Annotated in this window: 18 protein-coding genes, 1 riboswitch and 1 other annotated feature; of the genes, 2 read left to right on the forward strand and 16 right to left on the reverse strand. The window is 30.7% G+C overall.

The genetic code is table 11. The features are described 5' to 3' along the window. Positions 1-10: 10 nt before the first annotated feature. The 8 genes from rsxC to OREMA_RS0103345 all read right to left on the reverse strand — a co-directional run bounded on the left by rsxC (position 11) and on the right by OREMA_RS0103345 (position 7379). Entirely contained in the window at positions 11-1321 is a 1311-nt protein-coding gene (gene rsxC, locus OREMA_RS0103310) for an electron transport complex subunit RsxC (RefSeq protein WP_018247864.1), read from the reverse strand. A gap of 426 nt (positions 1322-1747) precedes the next feature. Then, the gene (locus OREMA_RS0103315; RefSeq protein WP_018247865.1) at positions 1748-2485 is read right to left on the reverse strand and encodes a PHP domain-containing protein; all 738 of its coding nucleotides are present in this window, start codon (positions 2483-2485) and stop codon (positions 1748-1750) included. 2 nt (positions 2486-2487) lie between these two features. Next, positions 2488-2820, reverse strand: coding sequence for a DRTGG domain-containing protein (locus OREMA_RS0103320; RefSeq protein WP_018247866.1), 333 nt, complete (start codon positions 2818-2820; stop codon positions 2488-2490). Then, positions 2810-4129 (reverse strand): [Fe-Fe] hydrogenase large subunit C-terminal domain-containing protein, encoded by a 1320-nt coding sequence (locus OREMA_RS0103325; protein ID WP_018247867.1) that lies wholly within the window; start codon positions 4127-4129, stop codon positions 2810-2812. The genes OREMA_RS0103320 and OREMA_RS0103325 overlap by 11 nt, the downstream gene beginning before the upstream one ends. Further along, positions 4122-4580 carry an ATP-binding protein gene (locus OREMA_RS0103330; protein WP_018247868.1) on the reverse strand — a complete coding sequence of 153 codons (459 nt, stop codon included), beginning with the start codon at positions 4578-4580 and terminating at the stop codon, positions 4122-4124. Before OREMA_RS0103330 ends, OREMA_RS0103325 begins: the two co-directional genes overlap by 8 nt. A 28-nt stretch (positions 4581-4608) precedes the next feature. Continuing rightward, positions 4609-4965, reverse strand: a complete 357-nt coding sequence (locus OREMA_RS0103335) for a DRTGG domain-containing protein (protein ID WP_018247869.1) — start codon at positions 4963-4965, stop codon at positions 4609-4611. Between the two features lie 214 nt (positions 4966-5179). After that, on the reverse strand, positions 5180-5683 hold the full coding sequence (locus tag OREMA_RS0103340; protein ID WP_018247870.1) for an SPOR domain-containing protein: 504 nt from the start codon (positions 5681-5683) through the stop codon (positions 5180-5182). Positions 5684-6104: 421 nt separating this feature from the next. Continuing rightward, complete coding sequence (locus OREMA_RS0103345; protein ID WP_018247871.1) at positions 6105-7379, reverse strand: bifunctional folylpolyglutamate synthase/dihydrofolate synthase; 1275 nt, start codon at positions 7377-7379, stop codon at positions 6105-6107. Between the two features lie 119 nt (positions 7380-7498). Then, a riboswitch (THF riboswitch) is annotated at positions 7499-7590 on the forward strand. A 96-nt stretch (positions 7591-7686) separates the two neighbouring features. Here OREMA_RS0103345 and OREMA_RS0103350 point away from each other — a divergent pair. Beyond that, a complete protein-coding gene (locus tag OREMA_RS0103350; protein WP_018247872.1) occupies positions 7687-8232 on the forward strand; it encodes a folate family ECF transporter S component in 546 nt (181 codons plus the stop codon). Between the two features lie 2 nt (positions 8233-8234). Then, the gene (locus tag OREMA_RS0103355; protein ID WP_018247873.1) at positions 8235-8834 is read left to right on the forward strand and encodes a flavodoxin family protein; all 600 of its coding nucleotides are present in this window, start codon (positions 8235-8237) and stop codon (positions 8832-8834) included. Between the two features lie 15 nt (positions 8835-8849). Here OREMA_RS0103355 and OREMA_RS18170 read toward each other — a convergent pair whose 3' ends face one another. From OREMA_RS18170 to clpP, 8 genes are all read right to left on the reverse strand, one after another. Continuing rightward, positions 8850-10883 carry an ankyrin repeat domain-containing protein gene (locus OREMA_RS18170; RefSeq protein ID WP_018247874.1) on the reverse strand — a complete coding sequence of 678 codons (2034 nt, stop codon included), beginning with the start codon at positions 10881-10883 and terminating at the stop codon, positions 8850-8852. 291 nt (positions 10884-11174) lie between these two features. Then, positions 11175-12539 (reverse strand): ankyrin repeat domain-containing protein, encoded by a 1365-nt coding sequence (locus OREMA_RS18175; protein WP_018247875.1) that lies wholly within the window; start codon positions 12537-12539, stop codon positions 11175-11177. Positions 12540-12711: 172 nt separating this feature from the next. Next, positions 12712-15384 carry a valine--tRNA ligase gene (locus tag OREMA_RS0103370; RefSeq protein ID WP_018247876.1) on the reverse strand — a complete coding sequence of 891 codons (2673 nt, stop codon included), beginning with the start codon at positions 15382-15384 and terminating at the stop codon, positions 12712-12714. A gap of 161 nt (positions 15385-15545) precedes the next feature. After that, positions 15546-15815: a binding site (T-box leader), on the reverse strand. Between the two features lie 199 nt (positions 15816-16014). Next, entirely contained in the window at positions 16015-16599 is a 585-nt protein-coding gene (gene yihA, locus OREMA_RS0103375) for a ribosome biogenesis GTP-binding protein YihA/YsxC (protein WP_018247877.1), read from the reverse strand. Beyond that, positions 16586-18943 carry an endopeptidase La gene (lon, locus tag OREMA_RS0103380; RefSeq protein ID WP_018247878.1) on the reverse strand — a complete coding sequence of 786 codons (2358 nt, stop codon included), beginning with the start codon at positions 18941-18943 and terminating at the stop codon, positions 16586-16588. Before lon ends, yihA begins: the two co-directional genes overlap by 14 nt. A gap of 108 nt (positions 18944-19051) precedes the next feature. After that, positions 19052-20746, reverse strand: coding sequence for an ATP-dependent protease LonB (gene lonB, locus OREMA_RS0103385; RefSeq protein ID WP_018247879.1), 1695 nt, complete (start codon positions 20744-20746; stop codon positions 19052-19054). Between the two features lie 92 nt (positions 20747-20838). Then, complete coding sequence (gene clpX / locus OREMA_RS0103390; RefSeq protein ID WP_018247880.1) at positions 20839-22092, reverse strand: ATP-dependent protease ATP-binding subunit ClpX; 1254 nt, start codon at positions 22090-22092, stop codon at positions 20839-20841. A 19-nt stretch (positions 22093-22111) separates the two neighbouring features. Beyond that, positions 22112-22708, reverse strand: a complete 597-nt coding sequence (gene clpP, locus OREMA_RS0103395; RefSeq protein WP_018247881.1) for an ATP-dependent Clp endopeptidase proteolytic subunit ClpP — start codon at positions 22706-22708, stop codon at positions 22112-22114. Positions 22709-22724 lie beyond the last annotated feature (16 nt).

Below are 22724 nucleotides of genomic sequence, written 5' to 3' on the forward strand. Positions count from 1 at the left end.
TGCCCTCCAATCATTCGCTTTTTCTTAATTCAGCTTGTAATTTTTCTTTTCCTAACTTAATCCACTGTAAAATTTCAATGTTCGCTGGACAGACATAAGTACAAGAACCACATTCAATACAGTCCAAAACATTATAATCCTGTAATTCTAAACTCATATCAACTTTACTTAGATTAACTAAAGCTGTTGGGACTAATTTAGCTGGACAAGCATCAACACACCGAGCACACCTAATACAAGGTCCCGCTTCAGAATAATTAGCAACTTCATCTTCATTTAAAACTAAAATACCTGAAGTCCCTTTTGTTGCTGGTATATTTAAATCACTTTGAGCCTGGCCCATCATCGGTCCTCCTAAAATAACCTTAGTAGGAGTACCTTCAAATCCTCCACATTCCCCAATCAACTCAATAATTGGTGTTCCAATTCTAAATATTAAGTTCTGTGGTTCTTTAACTGAACCAGTCACAGTTACTGCTCTTTGGATTAAAGGCATGCCTAACTGAATAGCATCAGTAACAGCCACAGCAGTACCTATATTATTTACAACTACACCAACATCTAGTGGTAATCCTCCTGATGGTACTTCCTCTCCTAAAATAGCCTTAATCAGTTGCTTCTCTCCACCCTGAGGGTATTTGACCTCTAGTGGCACAATACTTATATTCTTTTCATTCTTGCTAACTTCAGTCATAGCGGCTATAGCATCAGCCTTATTAGTCTCAATACCTATGTAACCTTCTTTAGCATCTACTACTTTCATTAAAGCTTTTAAACCATATAACACTTTTTCTGTTTCTTCTACCATGGTCCGATGATCAACAGTAAGATAAGGTTCACACTCTGCACCATTTAAAATTACCTTATCCACATTTTTACCTTCTGGAATAGATACTTTCACATGGCTTGGGAAGGTAGCTCCACCTAAACCAACAATCCCAGCTTCTTTTATAATCTCTTTTATTTCCTCAGCTGATAAATCCTCAATACCACCTTGAACCCCAATAGATTCTGCTTTCCTATCTTCACCATCATTCTTTATTCTTATTGCTAGGGATTCATTAACCTGTTCAATAGCAATAACCTCTCCTGATACACTAGCATGAATATCAGCAGAGACAAATCCTGAAGATTGAGCAATTTTTTGACCTAGATCCACTTTATCTCCTACTTTAACAATTGGCTTAGCTGGTGATCCAATATGTTGTTGTAAGGGAATAATAACCTCTTCTGGCTGGCCAGAAAATTTTAAAGCTTTATGCTCTGTTAGTTCTTTATTATACTTTGGATGAATTCCTTGTTCAAAAGTTCTTTCTTTCACCCTTTTCACCCCTTCTTAGCTTATAGAGTTAGGTTTAGATCTAAGAAAATCTCATAAATACTAATTTTGATAATATTTTCACTCATACCTTCCTAGCGATTATCAAATAAATAATACTTATGATTATTCCTTAAATAAGAAAAGAAGATTTAATATCTAAAGTTAAATTTAATATAAAGAAAATTAAACTAAGCTTAATATATGTATGCATACATATATTTATTAAAACTTAGTTTTGACTAAATGGCTAAATCTTTATATATTAAATTACTTTTATATCAATCCTCTTTATAATTAAATCAACCTTAATTTATATTAAATTTTAGCAAAAGCAAAATTTAATATACTTTAATATTACAATTTTAAGGCAAATAAGTCAAGGAATTGGCTATTAATTATTATTTTCACAATTGTGTGTGATTTTTCTCACAAAATCACCGCTTTTCTCCCTTTTTCTTTTTTTATTGCACATTCAATTTCAGATACCTTTGTATCTTTTATATAAAATTTCATGCTTTTTTTTATATCTTCTAAATAATGAGCATCAGAATTACTTATTAAAGAATAATTATCTATTGAAAAAAATTTATCAATAATTTCTCCTTCTGACTGAGATGAAAAAATTTCCAATCCAGCAATATCTAAATCTGGTGGGACAAATCCTAAATTAGCTATAATACTATAGTTAGGTTTATCAATATGTGAAGGAATAACTATACCACCTAAGGCTCTTACTTCTTGAACAACTTGGCTAATACTTAATTCAGTTGCAGTTAATAATAATTTATCTACCTTAGTAATATATTCATCATTATGATTGGTTAATAATTGCGGTCCAAATAATTCTTCATTATTTTTTAGCTTTGGTAATGAACTATAAACTAAATTCTGTAAAGATAATACTTGCTCTAATTTATCAAATAAGCAAAGCAGATGGACTTCCTCTACTGTTTCTACTTCCATCCCTGGCAAAATAGTAAGAGGAGTGTCCTTAGCTAAATCTAAAGCTACCTCTATAATTTCAGCTGAATTATGATCTGTAATAGCTATCATATCTAATCCAATTTCTAAAGCTTTATTTATTATATTTTGTGGTGTCATCAATAAATCACCGCAAGGAGATAAAACTGTGTGAATATGTAAATCAGCTATAAAACTTTTCATTCTTATTTAATTCCTAACTCATATAATTTCCCTGCTATTTCATAAGTGGATAACTTACTTTGTAAAATATTAATCTCACATTCTTCTGCTTTTTTAATAGTATCTTCATCAATTACAAAGTCCTCTGTAACAATAATTCCAGATAACTCAATTAACTGAGCTATCGCTACTATATTCTGATGTCCCTGTATGGTTAACCATAAATCTCCTGCTTTACTTTGAGCCATAACATTGCTTAATAGATCTGAGGCATATCCTCCCTTAACTTCAATCGTCAAATCTCCTTCTACTATAACTTCTAAATCTAACTTATTGATAATATCTTTAATCTTCATCAATATCATCTCCCTCTTTTTTTCTTTTCATAACTGGTGGCAATGCATGAGCTAAAGTAGCCATTTCATCTGCCAAATCTGCTACTTGCTGCCTTAAAATAAAAATACAATCTGTTCTATTTGCCCAACCATTAACAATATCCTCTGCTAAAGTACGACAGTCTGGCGCACCACAGGCAGCACAATCCAAACCTGGCAATAGCTCTATCTCTTCTTCCAACTTAGTTAACTTAGCCATAGCAGCAATTAAGTCATCATCTAATGATCCTATAGACTTCTCTTTAAAATTCATAGGTAGTTTAATATCATAATCTGTAATATCCTGCTTAACAAACTCCACTCCTTCTTTTATTAAATTCTGAATATTAAACTCAGCTAAAAAAGGATTCTTAATATTTAAAACTCCTCCAACACACCCTGGTTGACAAGCAACCATTTCAAAATATCGAATATGGGATAGATCTCCTCTATCTAACTCCTCTAAAACACTCATTACATTATGGATTCCAGATACAGATACCGTATTTATATCAGTTAATAAATTAGCTTCTCCACCATTACTAGCCCAACTAATTCCAAAATAAGGGATGTTATAGTTTTCAATTTCTTTATATCCATCTATATCTTCTACCCTTTTTATTAATTCATGATAGATTTCATCTACTGCTATAGCCTTATCTAAGTAACTTTTTTCCATAGCTAAAGGATTATCAACTGTAGTCATCTTAGCAGGACAAGGAGTAATAAAAAAGATACCTATCTCTTCATCCTTTACTTTTTCATTCTCCTTTATAAACTCTCTGGCTTTTTGAGCTGTAACCTCAACAGGGGACTTAAAAGGAGCTAGATAATTTAATAGCTCTGGATAAAGAAGTTGTACTAAACGCACTACTGCTGGGCAAGAAGAAGATATTATAGGCATATTATTATCTTTTAAATACTCTTTTGTAACAGCAGTAATAACTTCAGCCCCTAAAGCTACATCCCAGACTTGATAAAAACCTAATTCCTGAAGTGCTAAAATAACCTTTGTAGGATTTATATTCTGAGTAAACTGGCCATAAAAGCTTGGGGGGACTAAAGCAATTGGATACTTATAGTCACCAATCTCTTCTATTCTATCTGTAGATGCATATTTAGCATGATACTCACAACTTCTAATGCACTCACCACAATCAATACAATATTCATCTTTAATTTTAGCCTGACCTTGATGGACTCTAATTGCATTAGTAGGACAATTTTTAACACAATTAGTACAGCCTTTACACTTATCTGCTTTTAAGAGTACAGAATGAATATCACTCATCACTATCACCACTCTCTTTAAGATAAACCTTAACCTCTATTCTGGTACCCTCTCCCACCTCAGTTTCTACTTCTATGTTATCAGAATAACGTTTGATATTACAAAGACCCATCCCTGCTCCAAATCCCATCTCTCTAGCCTTCTCGCTTGCAGTTGAAAATCCTGGTTGAAAAGCCTTATCTAGATCTTCTATTCCTGGTCCCTGATCTGAAGCTATAATTCTAATTTCCGAAGGACTAACATCTGCCTTTAAATTCCCACCATGAGTATGAATAATTATATTTATTTCTAACTCGTAAGTAGCAATAGCTATCTTTCTAATTATTTTAGCCGGTAAACCTAACTTGTGAAGAATATTCTTTAACTTGCTAGAACCTTCTCCACCTCCAGCAAAATCACCAGCTTCAATATCATGATCTAAAATAACCTTCCTGATATTATCTTTTTGCAAATTAATCCCTCCATAGCTTGTCTGATTTCTATTCTAACTTTGATAATTTCTCAGCTCTTAAACCTGCCGAATATAGCAAACCACAAGCCTGATATAATGGCTTGCTAGTAGTCATTAATGGTATATTTTTTTCCTTAGCTAAGTCTATAGTTTCTTGAGGGGGTTGTTTACCTCTTACAAATATAATTAATGATAGATCGATCATTTCTGCAGTCCTAATTACCTGAGGATTGGTCAATCCAGTTAATAAAACGGTCTTCTCTTTGGAAAATGCTAAAACATCACTCATTAAATCTGCACCACAACCCTTTAATATCTCCAACTCTTCAGACCCTTTTATAATAACTTGTGCTGATAAGATTTCTTTGATTTCTTTTAACTTCACCTTCTTATCCTCCTTATAAATCAAATTCTCTCCCTCTAATAAATAACTTAAATAAGATATTAGATAGTTAAATTTCTTTTAATATAATTATAACATTATTAATACTACATTTAAACATGATTTAACAGTTATAGTAAATAAGCCAAAATCAGTCTAGATTATTTTGAATACAAAAAAATATTTAAACCCACTAATATATTAGTGGGTTTAAATATTAATGTTTAATATAAATTGGGAAACCATAATTTTTAAGTTCTGTACCCAACTCTTGTGCTGCATTTTTAGTTCTAAAAGCCCCTACCTGTACCCGATAAGGATTTTTACTAGTTATATAAGCTGTAAAACCCTTACTTTGCAATTGTTCTACTAAACCTTTTGCATTTTTTTCTTTGGCAAAGGCTCCAACTTGAACCACATATAGATCTTGATCTAAAGTTTGATTAACCATAGTATCTTGGCTATCTTCATCATTAGACTCGTCTTTCTCTTCAGTAATAGTCTCACTTTGCTGTACAACTTTATTATCATTACTATTGATTTTTTCCTCTGTTACAATCTGATCCCCAGATACAGATGTTATACCCTCTTGAGGAGCACTAACATAATCTAAGAACCAACTACAGACAAAATAACCAAAAATACTTGCTATAATTGCCATAGAACCTAACATTACCGCTAAAGAAGCTCCTGATTTTAAATTCTTGTTATTTCTCTTCATAATTCCTCCTTTTTCCTTCTAACTTTTTCTTTTGGATATTAACTATCAGCTGATTTCAATATTGCAAATCCATCTATTTCAAATTTCTTGACTTGCCTAAATTTACAGTAAGTACTCTTATGAGAACTTAATAAATACTATGCACTTCACCCATAATTTATTAATATAATTCAATTAAAAATTAAATTTAACTATATTAATACAGAAGAATTCTAAGTTCCATTCTTTAATCAGACTATACTACAGTTATATTTTAATCTTTACAATCTCATTCTAGTAATATTTACTATAAAAAGAATTTTATACATCTTGACCTGATTTAAATAAACATTATAATTACTTACTTTAATTTTAGATATATATTTTTTCTTATCTAAGACTAAATAAAAATAAGAGTAAAGTTGAAGTTCCAACCTTACCCTTATTCTCTAGTTAATAAGCCTCTAGCTTCCGATACAGTATATAAAGAACCACTTATTAATATTAAATCCTCATAATCAGCCTCTTTTAGAGAGTATTCTAGGGCAGATTTCAATTCCCCTTTTACTAATATATTATTATTATATTTTTCTACTTTACTTTTTAACTGATCAATCTCCATTACCCGATAGTTATTGTTTTTAGTTAAAATAATCTTATCTGCTTTTGGAACTATTTCCCTTACAATCCCATCTACATCTTTATCCCCTAGTATACTTAATATTATAATTAAATTATTATAATTTAATTTCTCTAAAACCTTAATTAAACTTTTAGCTCCAGCAACATTATGAGCCCCATCTAAAATAACCATCGGTTTTAAAGCTATCACTTCTACTCTACCAGGCCAGCTAACTTTTGAAATTCCTTTTTTTATATTTTCTTGTGTAAGTGGATACTTTTGCTTCAAAACTTCTATAACCTCAATAGCAGTTGCTGTATTAATAATTTGGTGTTCTCCTAATAAAGGTAATTTTAATTTAAGATAGTTTTTATCTTTGCCTATTAAATCAAAGCTTTGATAAGATGGATTGTTTTCATACTCTATCCAATCAAACTCATCATTAATATTAATTAATTTTGAATTCTTTTCATTAGATAGTTTTAGTAACTGATCATTAACTGCTTGATTTTTGGTAGCTGTTATTACCTTTTGCTGATTTTTAATGATGCCTGCCTTCTCAAAAGTAATCTCTTCTAGCGTTTCACCTAAATAATCTGTATGATCTAAACTTACATTTGTAATTACTGAAACTAAACTATCTACAACATTAGTAGCATCAAATCTACCTCCTAAGCCCACTTCTAAGATAAGCATATCGACATCCTGCTTATAGTAATATAAGAAAGCTAAAGCTGTTACCACTTCAAAGAAACTAGGATGTTCTAATTCATCTGCTACTTTATTAATAGCAGGCTTTAATTCCTTAACTAATAAACCTAAATCTTCATTATTAATATTTTCATTATTAACTCTGATTCGCTCATTAAATTCAGTAATATGGGGAGATGTATAAGTTCCGACCTTATAACCTGCTTCTTTATAAATTGAAGTTAAAATTGCAGAAGTTGACCCTTTACCATTTGTACCTGCAATATGAATAACATTTAGATTCTCTTCTGGATTGTCCAAATAGCTAAGCAATAACTTTATTCTATCTAATCCTGGTTTAACTCCAAATTTACTTAAACTTTCTAAATATTTTATACCTTTCATTTTATCACCTCGAAATTATTAATTCTACTTAAAATCTTCAAACCCTGTTTTTAATAATTTTTTATAAAGGATTAGATTTATTGCTAGTTGTAAAAAATTATGTTAAAATTACCTAAACAGGCAGAGTAAGATTTGTGCGTCAAGTGTTAGAAGATGGGATGTTGCTTCTAAACGAAAGATTTTTCTGCGGTACAAATCTGCATCCACTGCCACATTTAAGAGAGAAGTAGAGAAATATCTATTCCCTTGTCTCTATAGTGTGGTATCGTAGGGATGATATCAACTAATTAGAAAGGGGTTTTATCTTATGAATAGTTCTAACTTATTGCAGAAACAGAAAGAAATAAAATCAAAAAAAACTAAAAATTTGGTGCTTATTTCTTTAATGGTTGCTACTAGTATTATTTTAACTAGATATCTATCAATTATGATTGGTAATTCTATTAGATTAAGCTTTGGATATATACCCATTATAATTTCAGCAATTTTAACAGGCCCAATTGGTGGCCTGCTTACTGGAATAGCTAGTGATTTATTAGGAATGTTATTAAGAGCTCAAGGTGGATATTTTCCAGGTTTTACTCTAAGTTATGCTTTAATTGGACTAATTCCAGGATTAATATTTTATAGATCCAAAGATAATAAGATTTTTATTAAACTATTAATCTCTATCCTAAGTATAGAATTGCTTATATCATTATTATTGAATACATTTTGGCTAAAATTGATTATTGGAAAAGCTTTTTTGGTGCTGCTACCAGGTAGAATAGTAGCCCGTTCTATTATAGCTCCAATAGAATTCTTCATAATCTATTCATTCTTCAAATATGAAGAATTTAAAACGAGGATTTAAAAATGAATTATCGATGTTTAACTATCTTAGGTAGTCCTAATAACCATGGTAATAATGCTTTAATCTTAAATAAGGTAATTGAAGGTATAAAAGAGAATAATCCTAATATACAATTTACAAATATTAAGATTAATAATCTAAATATTAATCCTTGCTCAGCCTGTAATAATTGTGAACAGAAAAAAGGATGTATTCTTGAAGATGATATGACAGAAATTTATACTAAATTAAATCAATCAGATATAATAATTGTTGCTGCTCCCCTTTATTTTAATAGCCTTCCAGCACAGTTAAAAGCATTAATTGATCGCTGCCAAGCTATTTGGGGAAGTAAATATCGATTAAATGATTCAATGATTGATAAAAAAGAAAATAAAATTGGAGGCTTTATCTCTACTGCCGGTCAGAAATTAACATCCGACAGATTCAAATATGTAAGTGGTACTATGGATTTATTCTTTAAAGCTATCAATACTACATATTATGATAACTTTTTCTTGGGTAATATTGATAAATATCCAGCAAGAAATAGAATTAAATTATCAAAGGACAGCAAAAAATTTGGAAAAAGATTAATAAATAAATTAAAAGAGAGGGATTAATCCCTCTCTTTTAATTTATAAATCTATCTCCTGTTTTAATAATTCCACAATTTCTAACCGCTGCCACATCACGGCCATCTCTAAAGCATTGTGACCTCTGTATTTCACATTTAGATCTACTCCTGCATCTAATAATAACTTAACTATCTCTACATTATCAGAAGAAATAGCCTCAAACAATGCAGTCTTACCACGATTATCTCTAGCATTAACATCTGCTCCAGCTTCTATTAAAGCAACAACTAAATCAACACTTTCAAATTTAGCAGCATAAATTAATGCAGTACGATTCTTAGTATCACTTACACTAACATCTGCTCCATTATCTAATAAGTCCATTGCCTCTTTAAAGTTATTTTCTCGAATCCTTAAAATTAACTGTTGACCTTTTCTTCTATCTCTTGTCTGATCAACTTTATTCTCTTCTAACTTCCTATCTTCATCCTTTTCTGTAATTTCTTCAACTTGATTACTTTCTAACTCATCCTCTTGATTATTCTCAGTAGATTCTGTAATTGAATCACTACTCTCTTTTTCACTTATGACTTCTGAATGTTCTTCTGTATTTGATCTTTCAACATCCCTAATACTTTTATCAGTATTATCTAATTCACCTTTATCTTCTTTGATAGATACTTTATTTACGTCCTTAGTAACCCTTTCACTTATCATATCTAATTTATTAGCTTCTTTATCCTCTGTTATAGAAGCTTCCGTTTCAATATCGTCAACTTGATTAACTTCTTCCTTTTGAATAGGTGCTTCATTTAAGGCATTATTAATATTTTCGCTTTTCATATTTAATTGGCTAGCTGCTACTTCTGCATCTGATTCTTTAATACTCTTTGCTACCTCTGTTTTATTATCTAAATTATCTTTAACACTATGTATTCTTTCTTTTGAAATCGCTTTATCTATTGCATCTTCAACTTGATCTCCATCATCATTCTCTTCACTTTTATTTAACACTTCAATATCTGAAATCTTTTCTATATCTTCTTCTATTATTTCATTAACAGAATAATCCCAAATTAAATTTAAATTAATAAGCAATTCTACTGTAAACTTAAATATTTCAACTTCAGTATTAATATCAACAAAAGCTTCGTTCATTAAATACTTTCTTAGCAGCCTTAATTTGATATATCTTTCTTCATATTTGACTCCTGATTCTTCTAACTCTTGTACTAAAGAATTATAAATATTTCTTTCTTTATTATCCAAATTAAATAACTTCTCTACTCCTTTAACTATAGGTGCTTCAAATAAATCTAAATTTTCTAAGTCTTCTGAAGATAAATGTTGATATAATAGATGTAACATTCTAGGAGTTTCGATTAAATAACCATAAAATTCTTCTAAAGTTATTTGATCTTCTACATTTAAATTTAGCCCCTCTAATTTTAACTTTAATAACATCAAATTATTAACTGTTATACTATCTTCACCTTCTTTTAATAAATCAACAATCAATAAGATTATCTTAGCAAAAGGTGATGATGAATCATAATCCTCATCTAACTTATAAAAATTATTCTCATGCTCTTGTAATAAGTTATAATAATGTTTCTTTAAATTATCGTAAATATCATTATTATCTTCAGTTTGAATATGCTCTAACTTAGCTATTAATGCTAAAATAAGCTCCCAAGTTAAAATATTTTTATCTTCTATACATTGTAAAAATTGACAAGCTGCATATCTAGCTAGATTCAAGTTCAGATCTTGTTCTGCCAAAGATAAAGATTTTTTCCAAAACAGCTCTAAGAAATTATTGTTTTTTAATTTCTCTTCTTTAATAGTCAAAATTGTAGTACTGTTTAGCGCAATACGAGAAATCATTTTTTGATTATTTTTGATATCATTAATCTTATCTTCTATATCGCTTTTAATCTCTTCACTATTTATCTCTTCTAAAAAGCTTGTATTAAATAAATCAATTAGATCCTTTACCTCTAAAACCTCAATATCACCCGAGTCAACATTTCCATTCTCCTCCTCAACTTCATCTAAGTCAGGAAGCCCAAATAAGTCTAATAAATCATTCATTTAAAATATTCACCCCTTCTTACTATTTACTTAATAATATTTACAAGAACTGAATTGGTAATTTAGGTGAATCTATACACTTATAAACTTATTAACTTTCAAAGATCACTTATATAAATAACCAAAAATTGGTCTATTATCTATATCCCGATAATATTTTTACATATTATCTATAATTCTATAAATAAAGGTATTATCCTGCATATATAGAATTATATATTAAATTATTATTTCCTCCTAAATACCTGATGATTTTAACTTTTAAAGTAAAGATACTCGTTAAAATATTTATTAACTTCCTTTTTTCAAGAGTGGTATTATCTCCTTTCGATTCCATATCATAGCTAGTTCTAATGGTGTATAGCTTCTGTATCTAATATCAGTATCACAATTAGCTTTTAATAAAATTTTGACTATATTTTTATTATTCGCTGCAATAGCTTCTACCAAAGGAGTTTTACCTTTGTTATCACAAACATTAATATCTGCACCTAAATTCAATATTTTCTTCACTATTTCTTCTCTTTCAAATTTAATTGCATACATTAAAGAAGTCCTATGGCGATTATCACTATAATTAACATCTATTCTTCTATTTAATAATTTATTGACAATTTCTAAATCATTCTTTTTTAAAGCAGTTAATAAACGTTTTCCATTCTGCCTTTTTTCATCTTCTAAAACTAAACTACTGTAATTATTAGATTTTTCTTTTAGTGTATTTTCTTCAAAACCTTTCCTAGCACTGTCTCGATCAAATTTAATAATCTTCTTCTCATCAACAACTTTCCATACTAATGATAAATCTAAGATTAAACGAATAGTTAAATCGATATATGTTAAATTTTTCTTAATACTAAAAAAAGATTTTTTTATTAAAAATTTATTAATATAGGCCAATTGTTGCTCTTTATCATCTAATGCAGAAAATTTAATTATTGACAAGCCAATAACAAGAGGAGCTTCAAAGCTTTCTAATTTATTTAATTTATCTTTAGAAATATATCTATATAATAAATTTAATATTTCTAAATTATTAATTAGATATCTATAAAAAGATTCTACAGTAATATACTCTTCTGGATCTGTTCCCAGCTTGTCCAAAGTAGCTTTTAACCACATTAGATCATCAATTTTTTTTATGTTTTTCTTATATTCTAATAAGTTAATAGCAACTAAAATTATCCTTTCAAAATCAGAGAGTGAAGTAGAATTAATATTTATAGTATAAAATTTAGAATCAATCTTATCTTTTAACTCATAAAGAAAATTTACTACTTGTTTATATGTAATCAAATCCTTATCTTCTTCAGAAATATCTTCTAATCTATTAATCAATATTAAAATCAAATCATACTCCAGTTTCTGCCTTAGTAAAACTTCTCTAAACAGTAAAAGGGTAATATATTTAACTTCTAACAATTCATCTAAACTATTGAACTCTAAATTTAAATTTGTAGTAAAGAACTCTAGCAGATTCCTTTTAATTTTTTCTTCTTTCAAAATAAATATTATTAAACCTGTTATAACCAATCTATTTATTAAAAACTGATCATCTATGATTTGTACTATATTCTCTTTAAACTTATCTTCTAATTTAATCTTAGTATTCTCATCTAATTCAATAGTAGAAAATAATTTTATTGCCTCTATCATGAGTACTGCCTCCTCAAATAGATAAATATAATTTTAATTACATAATTTAGTATTAATAGAAAATAAATCTCCTACTATATAGAATACTATTATTTTATTTTATCTCCTGCTTCAATTGACAAATTTAACAAAAAAGACAACCTTAATAGGTTGCCTTTACTTGCATTATTTTTTAATTTATACTTTTAAGACTATTTAAACGTTCCTCAAGTTGTTCCTTCTTAGCAGTATATTCATCTTTCTTTCTTTTCTCTTCTTCTACAAGATGGTCTGGAGCATTATCTACAAATCCCTTATTAGATAACTTACCTACTGCTCGCTTAATCTCTGATTCCATCTTTTCAATCTCTTCTTCTAGTCTAATAATCTCTTTGTTGATATCTACCATTCCTGCAAGTGGTAATATAATCTCAACTTCATTTGTAATTGCTGTAGAAGCTTGCTCAGGTCTATCTTCTAATTCCCTAATAATAGTCAAATCATCCACATTGGCTAAATCAGATATATAATCTTTTCCTTCTGTTGCAATTACTAACTTTTCATCTGACTCTGAAGTTAAGATAGCTGTAATCTTCTTCCCTGGATTAACCTTCATCTCATTTCTAATATTTCTGATGCTACGAATTAGTTCCATTATAACTTCCATCTTAGCTTCTGCTTTATGATTTACAGATAAGTTGTCTACTTCAGGCCAATAAGAGATCATTAGGCTTTCTTCTTCTTCAGCACTTAGATATTGCCAGATCTCTTCTGTGATAAATGGCATAAATGGATGCAATAATCTTAAAATATTATCTAAAACAAACCATGTTACATATTGAGCAGTCTGACGGGCTATTTGATTATCCTTTTGATATAATCTAGGCTTTACTAATTCAATATACCAATCACAGAACTCTCTCCAAACAAAATCATATAGTTCTTGAGATACTTGACCAAATTGATACTCCTCTAATAATTTAGTCACTTGATTAATCTTCTTATTCAATCTACTGATAATCCATTGATCAGCTAGAGTATATTCTAAAGTAGAATAATCTACATCTTCTAAATCAAAATCTTCTAAATTCATCAATACAAACCGGGAAGCATTCCATAATTTATTAGCAAAGTTACGGCTTGCTTCTACTCGTTCTTCACGATAACGAATATCATTACCTGGAGTATTTCCAGTAATTAAAGTAAAGCGTAATGTATCTGTACCAAACTGATCAATTACCTCGATTGGGTCTATACCATTACCTAAAGACTTACTCATCTTGCGACCTTCTGCATCTCTAACAAGTCCATGAATATAGATATCTTTAAATGGTATCTCACCTTTACATTCTAATGCCATAAAGATCATTCTAGCTACCCAAAAGAAAATTATATCTCTACCAGTTACTAATACATCTGTAGGATAGAAATATTTCAACTCTTCAGTCTCTTCAGGCCAACCTAAAGTAGAGAATGGCCATAATCCAGAGCTAAACCAAGTATCAAGTACATCTTCATCTTGCTTTAAATTAGTACTGCTACACTTTGGACATTCTGTTGGCTCTTCTGTCCTTACAATTACTTCATCACAATCTTGGCAATACCATACTGGAATCTGGTGTCCCCACCATAATTGACGAGAGATACACCAATCTCTAATATTCTCCATCCAATTGAAGTAAACCTTAGAAAATCTTTCTGGTACAAAGTTTATATCCTTATTTCTAACTGCTTCAATAGCAGGCTTTGCTAACTCTTCCATAGCAACAAACCATTGTTTAGATACTAAAGGCTCGATAGTTGTATCACAACGGTAACATTGGCCTACAGAATGATCATGTTCTTCTATCTTTTCAAGTAATCCAGCTGATTTTAAATCATTAATCAATTGTTGGCGACATTCATAACGGTCTAAGCCTTCATATTTACCAGCTTCTTTAGTCATAATTGCATCATCACCAATCACTTTGATAATCTCCAAATCATGGCGCTCTCCAATCTCAAAGTCATTAGGGTCATGAGCAGGCGTTACTTTAACTAATCCAGTTCCAAACTCAGAATCTACATAATCATCTGCTACTATCTCAATCTCTCGATTAACAACTGGTACTATAACCTTCTTACCAATTATATCTTCATAACGTTCATCATCAGGATTTACTGCTACTCCACTATCTCCAAGTAATGTTTCTGGACGAGTAGTAGCTACTACAATATAATTATCACTATCTTTGATATTATATCTAATATGGTATAACTTTCCTGGCTTATCCTCATGCTCTACCTCAACATCAGATAAAGTAGTCATACATTCAGGACACCAGTTTACAATATAGTCTCCTTGATAGATTAACCCTTTCTCATATAGTTGAACAAAGGCTTCTTTAACCGCTTCATTACAACCTTCATCCATAGTAAATCTCTCTCTGTCCCAATCACAGGAAACTCCTAATTTTCTAAGCTGCTTGGTAATTCTTCCACCATACTCTTCTTTCCACTTCCATGCTCTCTCTAAAAATCCTTCTCTTCCAACCTCTTCTTTACCTACCCCTTCTTCTTCACGCATCTTATTAACTACTTTAACCTCAGTAGCAATACTAGCATGGTCTGTTCCTGGTAACCATAATGCTTCATAACCTTGCATTCTCTTCCAACGTGTCAATATATCTTGGAAAGTCATAGTCAAAGCATGACCAATATGTAACTGCCCCGTTACATTTGGAGGTGGCATCATAATAGTAAATGATTCCTTTTCCTCATTAGGATTAGCATGAAAATGGTTATTTTCTATCCAATAATCATACCACTTCTCCTCTACTTGACTTGGATCATAGGTTGTTGATAAATTCTTCTTCTCTTCAATCATATCTATTCACTCCCTATTTTATAATTAATAAGTAATAATGAATAATTTACAATTAGAAAATCAAGTTCTTAAAAAACTTAAATAATTAAAAAATTACTTTTAAAATGATTTTAATTATTAATTATAAATTATAAATTAAAAAAGCCCCTCTCTCATCCTTGATTAAGGACGAAAGAAGGGTCTTCCGTGGTACCACCTTAGTTAATCTATAGTTGTTAGCTTATAGCCTCTAGCTATTAGCTACTAATTACTAGTTTATAGATTCTCTCTAAATTCTAATAACGGTAGAAGACCGGAATAGCCTACTTTTAACTTCAGCTAAACAGCTCCAGAGCTACTTCAATTAATATCCCAAAGAGTACCTTTCAGACTATGAGTACTCATCTCTTATAGGGAGGGATTAACCTACTCCTCTCCTTCAAAGCTTTTATCCTATCTAATTGTTATATACTATAATATAATCAATTCAATCTATTGTCAACTTAGATTTAAAATATTTCAATCTTTGAAATATTTTTTGTCTTTTAGTCTTTTTGGAAAGTAAGCGAGTTATATTACTAAGGTAAAATTATGATTTAAACTGATAAATATAACTTCAATATTCTATTTATTCAAAAATAAAATAATAATTTAATCTACAAATCGACCAATAAACTTAAATACTTCATTCTTACCTTCACCTGTCTCAGCAGAAAAGAAAGTAAAAGGTGTAAATTGATTTATTCCTAAAGTATTCTTAATTAATTTTTCTTGCTTTTTTCTCTGACTTTTTTTAATCTTATCTATTTTTGTAGCTACAACTAATGCAGGCATATTCATCTGTACTATCCAATTAAACATCTGAATATCATCTTTAGTAGGTTTGTGCCTTGCATCAATTACAAGTAATATAGCTTCTAAGTTAGAACGGTTTAATAAATAACCTTCAATCATCCTTCCCCATTCTTCTTTCTCAGCCTTTGATACTTTAGCAAAACCATAACCAGGTAAATCTACAAAATAGAAGTAATTATCTATTTGATAAAAATTAATAGTTTGTGTCTTACCAGGTTTAGAACTTGTAAAAGCCATCTTCTTTCTGTTTACCACCTTATTAATCAAAGAAGATTTTCCAACATTAGATCTTCCCGCTAAAGCAATCTCAGGTAGATAATGAAACGGATAGTCTTTAGCATTTACTGCACTTGATATATACTCTGGATTATTTATCTTCAACTTCTTCACCATCCTTAACCATTGCTTCAACTAGTACTTGATCCATATTTTCAACTAATACAAAATCTAAATCCCGTTTAATATTATCAGGAACTTCCTCTAAAGATTTCTTATTCTTCTTACATAATATAACCTTCTTAATACCTGCTCTATGAGCAGCTAATACTTTGCTCTTGATTCCACCTACTGGTAGTACTCTTCCTCGCAAAGTTACCTCTCCAGTCATAGCTACTTCACCACTTACAGGGGTATTAGATAATGCAGAAATTAAAGCTGTTGCTAAAGTAATTCCTGCAGAAGGGCCATCTTTAGGTATAGCTCCTTCAGGTACATGAACATGAATATCATATTTCTTATAGAATTTTTCAGGGAAATCAAATTCTTCTTCCTTAGTCCGTGTATAACTTAAAGCTATTCGAGCGGATTCTTTCATTACATCTCCTAATTTACCAGTTAAAATCAACTTACCATCACCTGGGATTATAGATACTTCTATATCTAATATATCTCCACCTAATTGAGTCCAGGCTAGACCAGTTACTACTCCGATTCTATTTTCGTTCTCTACTTTACCATATTCATATTTAGCTATTCCTAAATATTTTTTCAAGTTTCTAGTATCTATTCTAGTTCCAGTTTCTTTGCCCTCTACAACCTCTTTAGCCACTTTTCTACAAATAGATGCTAGAGTTCTTTCTAAATTTCTAACTCCTGCTTCTCGAGTATAATTTCTAATTGTCTTGCGTAAAGCATTATCCGACAAATTAAATTTATCTATTTCTAGCCCATGATTATCTAATTGCTGTGGCAGCAAATGGGCTTTAGCTATTTCTATCTTTTCTGCCTCTGTATATCCAGAAATAGTTATTAGCTCCATTCTATCTAATAGTGGTCTAGGTATATCAGAAACTGAATTTGCAGTTGTGATAAACATTACATCTGATAAATCAAAAGGTAACTCTAAAAAATGATCAGTAAAATCATCATTTTGTTCTGGATCTAACACTTCTAATAAAGCTGCAGCAGGATCTCCTCTGAAATCACTAGTAATCTTATCAATTTCATCTAATAAAAATATAGGATTCATAGTACCTGCATCACGCATAGCATTTATTATTCTACCAGGTCTAGCACCTATATATGTACGGCGATGCCCCCTAATTTCAGCTTCATCTCTAACCCCTCCTAAAGATAGTCTAACAAATTCTCTATCTATAGCATTAGCAATAGATTTACCCAATGAGGTTTTTCCGACCCCAGGAGGACCTACTAAACATAGGATTGGACTTTTTAAATTATCGCTTAATTTTCTAACTGACAAATATTCTAATATTCTTTCTTTAACATCATCTAATCCATAATGATTCTCTTCTAACTTTTCTTCCACTTCATCAATTACTAATTTATCTTCACTGTATTTATTCCATGGTAAATCAAAGATGCAATCCAAATAATTTCTAACTACCACAGCTTCATTAGAATTTCTAGGCATCTTCTTTAGCTTATCTAGTTCATCTAATACTTTTTCTTCAACTTCTTTGGGTAGATCAGTTTCTTCAACTTTCTGGTTATAATCTTCTATTTCCTCAGAAAAACTATTATCTTCGCCTAGCTCTTTCTTTATTGCCTTCATTTGTTCTTTTAAGTAATACTCTTTTTGCCTTTTTTCTACTTGCTTCTTCACTTCATCATTAATCTTATTTTTAACTCTTAAAATCTCTATCTCTTTATCTAATATCTTATATAATTTCCTTAACCTTTCTTCATATAAGATAGAAGATAAAATATCTTGCTGTTGACTTGTCTTCAAGGACATATGTGAAACAATAATATCTACCAATCTATCTGGATCATCAATATTAGCTATGGTCATCATTGCTTCTGGTGGAATTCCTTTATTTAACTTAATATACTCTTCAAAACTTCCACTTACACTTCTCATAAGAGCTTCTATTTCAGTATTAATTTCTTCATCCATTTCTATCTCTTCAAATTCAACCTCATAATAAGGATCTTCTTGTATGTATTCAGTGATTCTAGCTCTACTTAAACCTTCTACTAATATCTTCACAGTACCATCTGGCAACCTCATTAATTGCTTTACTTCTGCAATAGTACCTATATCATAAATATCATCTTGAGTTGTTTCCTCAACAACTTCATCATGCTGTGCAGATAATAATATCTTTTTATTATCTACCATAGCATTTTCTAAAGCTTCTAAAGATTTATCTCTTCCTACTAATAAGGGAATTATCATATTAGGAAATACTACTAGCCCTCTTAATGCTAGTAATGGTATACTATTTTTCATCTTCTTTTCATCATTCACATTTTCAGCCATGACTACACCTCCATTTATACACTATATCACCTATCATTATTCTATTAATTAATAGTAATCTCCTTCTCTTGAGTGATAACTTATTAATTTAGCATTAATTTAAATTATCTAATTAAGTAGAGGAGCAGAAATAAGATTAGAATTTAACTCAAACTCCAAATCTTCATCCTTGTCTATTTCACCTATTACTATCGATTGTTTTAAAGCATCATCTAAAGTATTTATCTTAATAATCTTAATATCATCAAATTCTTCCCCATCAAATATCTGCTGCCAATTACCTTCAGGAATTAAAACCTTCTTAGCACCTGCCCTGATAGCTGCCCTTACTTTAGGTATTACTCCACCAATAGGTCTAATTGCTCCATTAATTGATATCTTTCCTGTCATTGCAACTTTGTTATCTACAGCCTTCCCAGTTAATGCAGAATATAATGCTACAGCCATAGTAACCCCTGCTGATGGTCCATCAACAACTGCATCACTAGTAAAATCTATATGGATATAATAATCACGCAAATCCATATCAACTATTTTACCTATAACTGTGATTACATTTTCTGCCGATCCCTTTACCATACTTTTCCTTCTGATTTTCCTGTATTCAGTGCCTTGCTCTTCTTCTTCCGCTATTCCTGTAATATTCAATTCTCCTTCACCTGTTTGAAGCTTAGTAACAGATACTTCTAACTGATTTACCGTTCCCATATTAGCACCAATAACAGCCAAACCATTTACCACTCCAATTTGAGGTGATTGAGGAATCCTATCAGTTGGTCTAGGGTTGTATCGACTATTCATAATTACTCTTTCAATATCTTTCACCTTAATTATTGGACTTTTATAAGTTCTAGCTATACCAGCAGCTGTCTGTATCATATTTACAGCTTGGCGACCATTTAAAGCATATTTCTTTATAATTTCAACAACTTGATCTTCTACTTCAAATTCTATCTTCTTAATTGCATTATGTACAATCTTTTCAATATTTTTAGGCGTTAATGGATTAAAGAAGATCTCTAAACATCTAGAACGAATTGCTGGTGGAATATGTTGTGGACTTTTAGTTGTAGCTCCTATCAATCGAAAATCGGCTGGCAGTCCATTTTGAAATATTTCATGAATATGTCGGGGAATATTTTTATCCTCTTCATGATAATAAGAGCTTTCTAAAAATACCTTTCTATCCTCAAGAACCTTAAGTAATTTGTTCATCTGTATATGGTGTAATTCTCCAATCTCATCTATAAATAAGATCCCCCCATGAGCTTTTGTTACTGCTCCAGGTTTGGGCTGAGGTATCCCAGCTGTACCCATAGCCCCTGCTCCTTGATATATAGGGTCATGAACAGAACCAATTAAAGGATCAGCAATACCCCTTTCATCAAAACGAGCTGTAGTAGCATCCATCTCTACAAATTTTGATTCACGATCAAAAGGAGAATCTATATTCTTTTTAGCTTCTTCTAATACCAGACGAGCTGCAGCAGTCTTACCAACACCTGGAGGACCATAGATAATAACATGTTGTGGATTAGGCCCACATAAAGCTGCCCTAAGTGAGTCTAAACCATCTTCTTGTCCAACTACCTCAGAAAAATTACTTGGTCTGACTTTTTCAGATAAAGGCTCTGTTAATGATCTACTTCTCATTTTGTATAGTTTTTCCATCTCTTTCTTCGATTCTCTATTAATAGCAACCTTACTGTTTCTTTGTTTTTGTAGCATATTCCAAAAATAAATCCCAATTACAATTGCAAAAAATAATTGAATTAAGCTAAATACATTAATAGCAAGATTCATTAAATCCCTCCTGAAAGATTCAATTAATTATACTTTATTATAACCTTCAGTAGAGATATTATCCTTAAACAGAAAAGAAACTGCTTAAATATTTAAGCAGTTTCTTCCTTAGTTTCATCAAGCTTAATCAACTCAGGATTTGCTTGATTTTCAATCACATCTTTATTAATGATACATCTAGCAATATCACTGCGCGATGGAATATCATACATTATATCTAATATAGCACCTTCTACTATAGACCTTAATCCTCTTGCTCCTGTTTCTTGCTTTAAAGTCTTTTTAGCAATAGCAACCAATGCTTCATCACTAAATTCCAATTCTACATTATCTAACTCAAAAAACTTAACATATTGTTTAATTAGAGAATTTCGAGGTTCAGTTAAAATCTTCACTAAAGCATCTTCATCAAGTTCTTCTAAAGTGACTGTAACTGGAATTCTTCCTACAAATTCAGGAATTAATCCATACTTTAATAGATCTTGTGATCTAATATGCTTTAATATATCACCTATATTCTCCTCTTTCTTACTTTGAATATCTGCACCAAATCCAAGAACTTTATTATTTAATCTAGATTTAATAAGCTTATCTATTCCTGCAAAAGCTCCTCCACATATAAATAATATATTAGATGTATCTATTTGGATAAATTCTTGGTGAGGATGCTTTCTTCCACCTTGAGGGGGAACGCTAGCTTCAGTTCCCTCTAGAATCTTCAATAGTGCTTGTTGTACCCCTTCGCCTGATACATCGCGTGTAATAGACGGATTCTCTGATTTCCTAGCTACTTTATCTATCTCATCAATATAGATAATCCCTTTTTCAGCTTTTTCTATATCATAATCAGCAGCTTGAATTAATTTTAATAGAATATTCTCTACATCTTCTCCTACATATCCTGCTTCAGTTAGAGAAGTTGCATCTGCTATAGCAAAAGGAACATCTAATATCCGCGCTAAAGTTCTTGCTAAGAGAGTTTTACCGGAACCAGTAGGTCCAACTAAGCAGATATTACTCTTTTCTAACTCTACATCATCTACTTTCATTCCAGAATTAACTCTTTTATAGTGATTGTATACAGCTACAGACAAAGTTTTCTTAGCACTTTCTTGTCCGATAACATATTCATCTAAGATACTTTTTATTTCTTTAGGCTTAGGAACACTTTCTAAATTCAGTTCTATTTCTTCATTCAACTCTTCTTCAATAATCTCATTACACAGTTCAATACATTCATCACAAATATAAACACCAGGTCCAGCCACAAGTTTCTTAACTTGATCTTGGACTTTACCACAAAAAGAACACTTTAATTGTCCTTTCTCGTCCCCAAATTTAAACATTATATCACCCCTTCATTAGTTAACCTTCAATTTCATCTTGGCGAGTGATAACTTCATCTATAAGACCATATTCTTGAGCTTTTTTCGCTGACATAAAGTAATCTCTATCTACATCCTTCTCAATTTTTTCAATTGGCTGCCCTGTATGTTCTGCTAAAATATTGTTTATAATATCCCTTAATTCTAAGATTTCTTTAGCTTGGATTTCAATATCTGTAGCTTGACCTTGAGCACCACCCATTGGCTGGTGGATCATAATTCTAGAATAAGGCAAAGCATATCTCTTACCACTTGCACCACTTGCTAATAGTAACGCACCTGCACTAGCAGCAAGCCCCATACATATTGTAGAAACATCAGGTTTAATATATTGGATTGTATCATACATGGCTAAAGCTGAAGTTACTGATCCTCCTGGACTATTGATATATATGTATATATCCTTATCAGGATCTTCTGCTTCTAAGAATAACAACTGAGCAATAACAGAGTTAGCTACTTTATCATCAATTGCACTTCCAAGAAAGATGATTCTATCCTTTAATAATCGAGAATAAATATCATAGGATCTTTCTCCTCGATTAGTCTGTTCTACTACCATAGGTACCAAATTCATAGATTATCCCTCCTCC

The sequence above is a fragment of the Orenia marismortui DSM 5156 genome, from assembly GCF_000379025.1.
GTDB classification, from domain to species: domain Bacteria; phylum Bacillota; class Halanaerobiia; order Halobacteroidales; family Halobacteroidaceae; genus Orenia; species Orenia marismortui.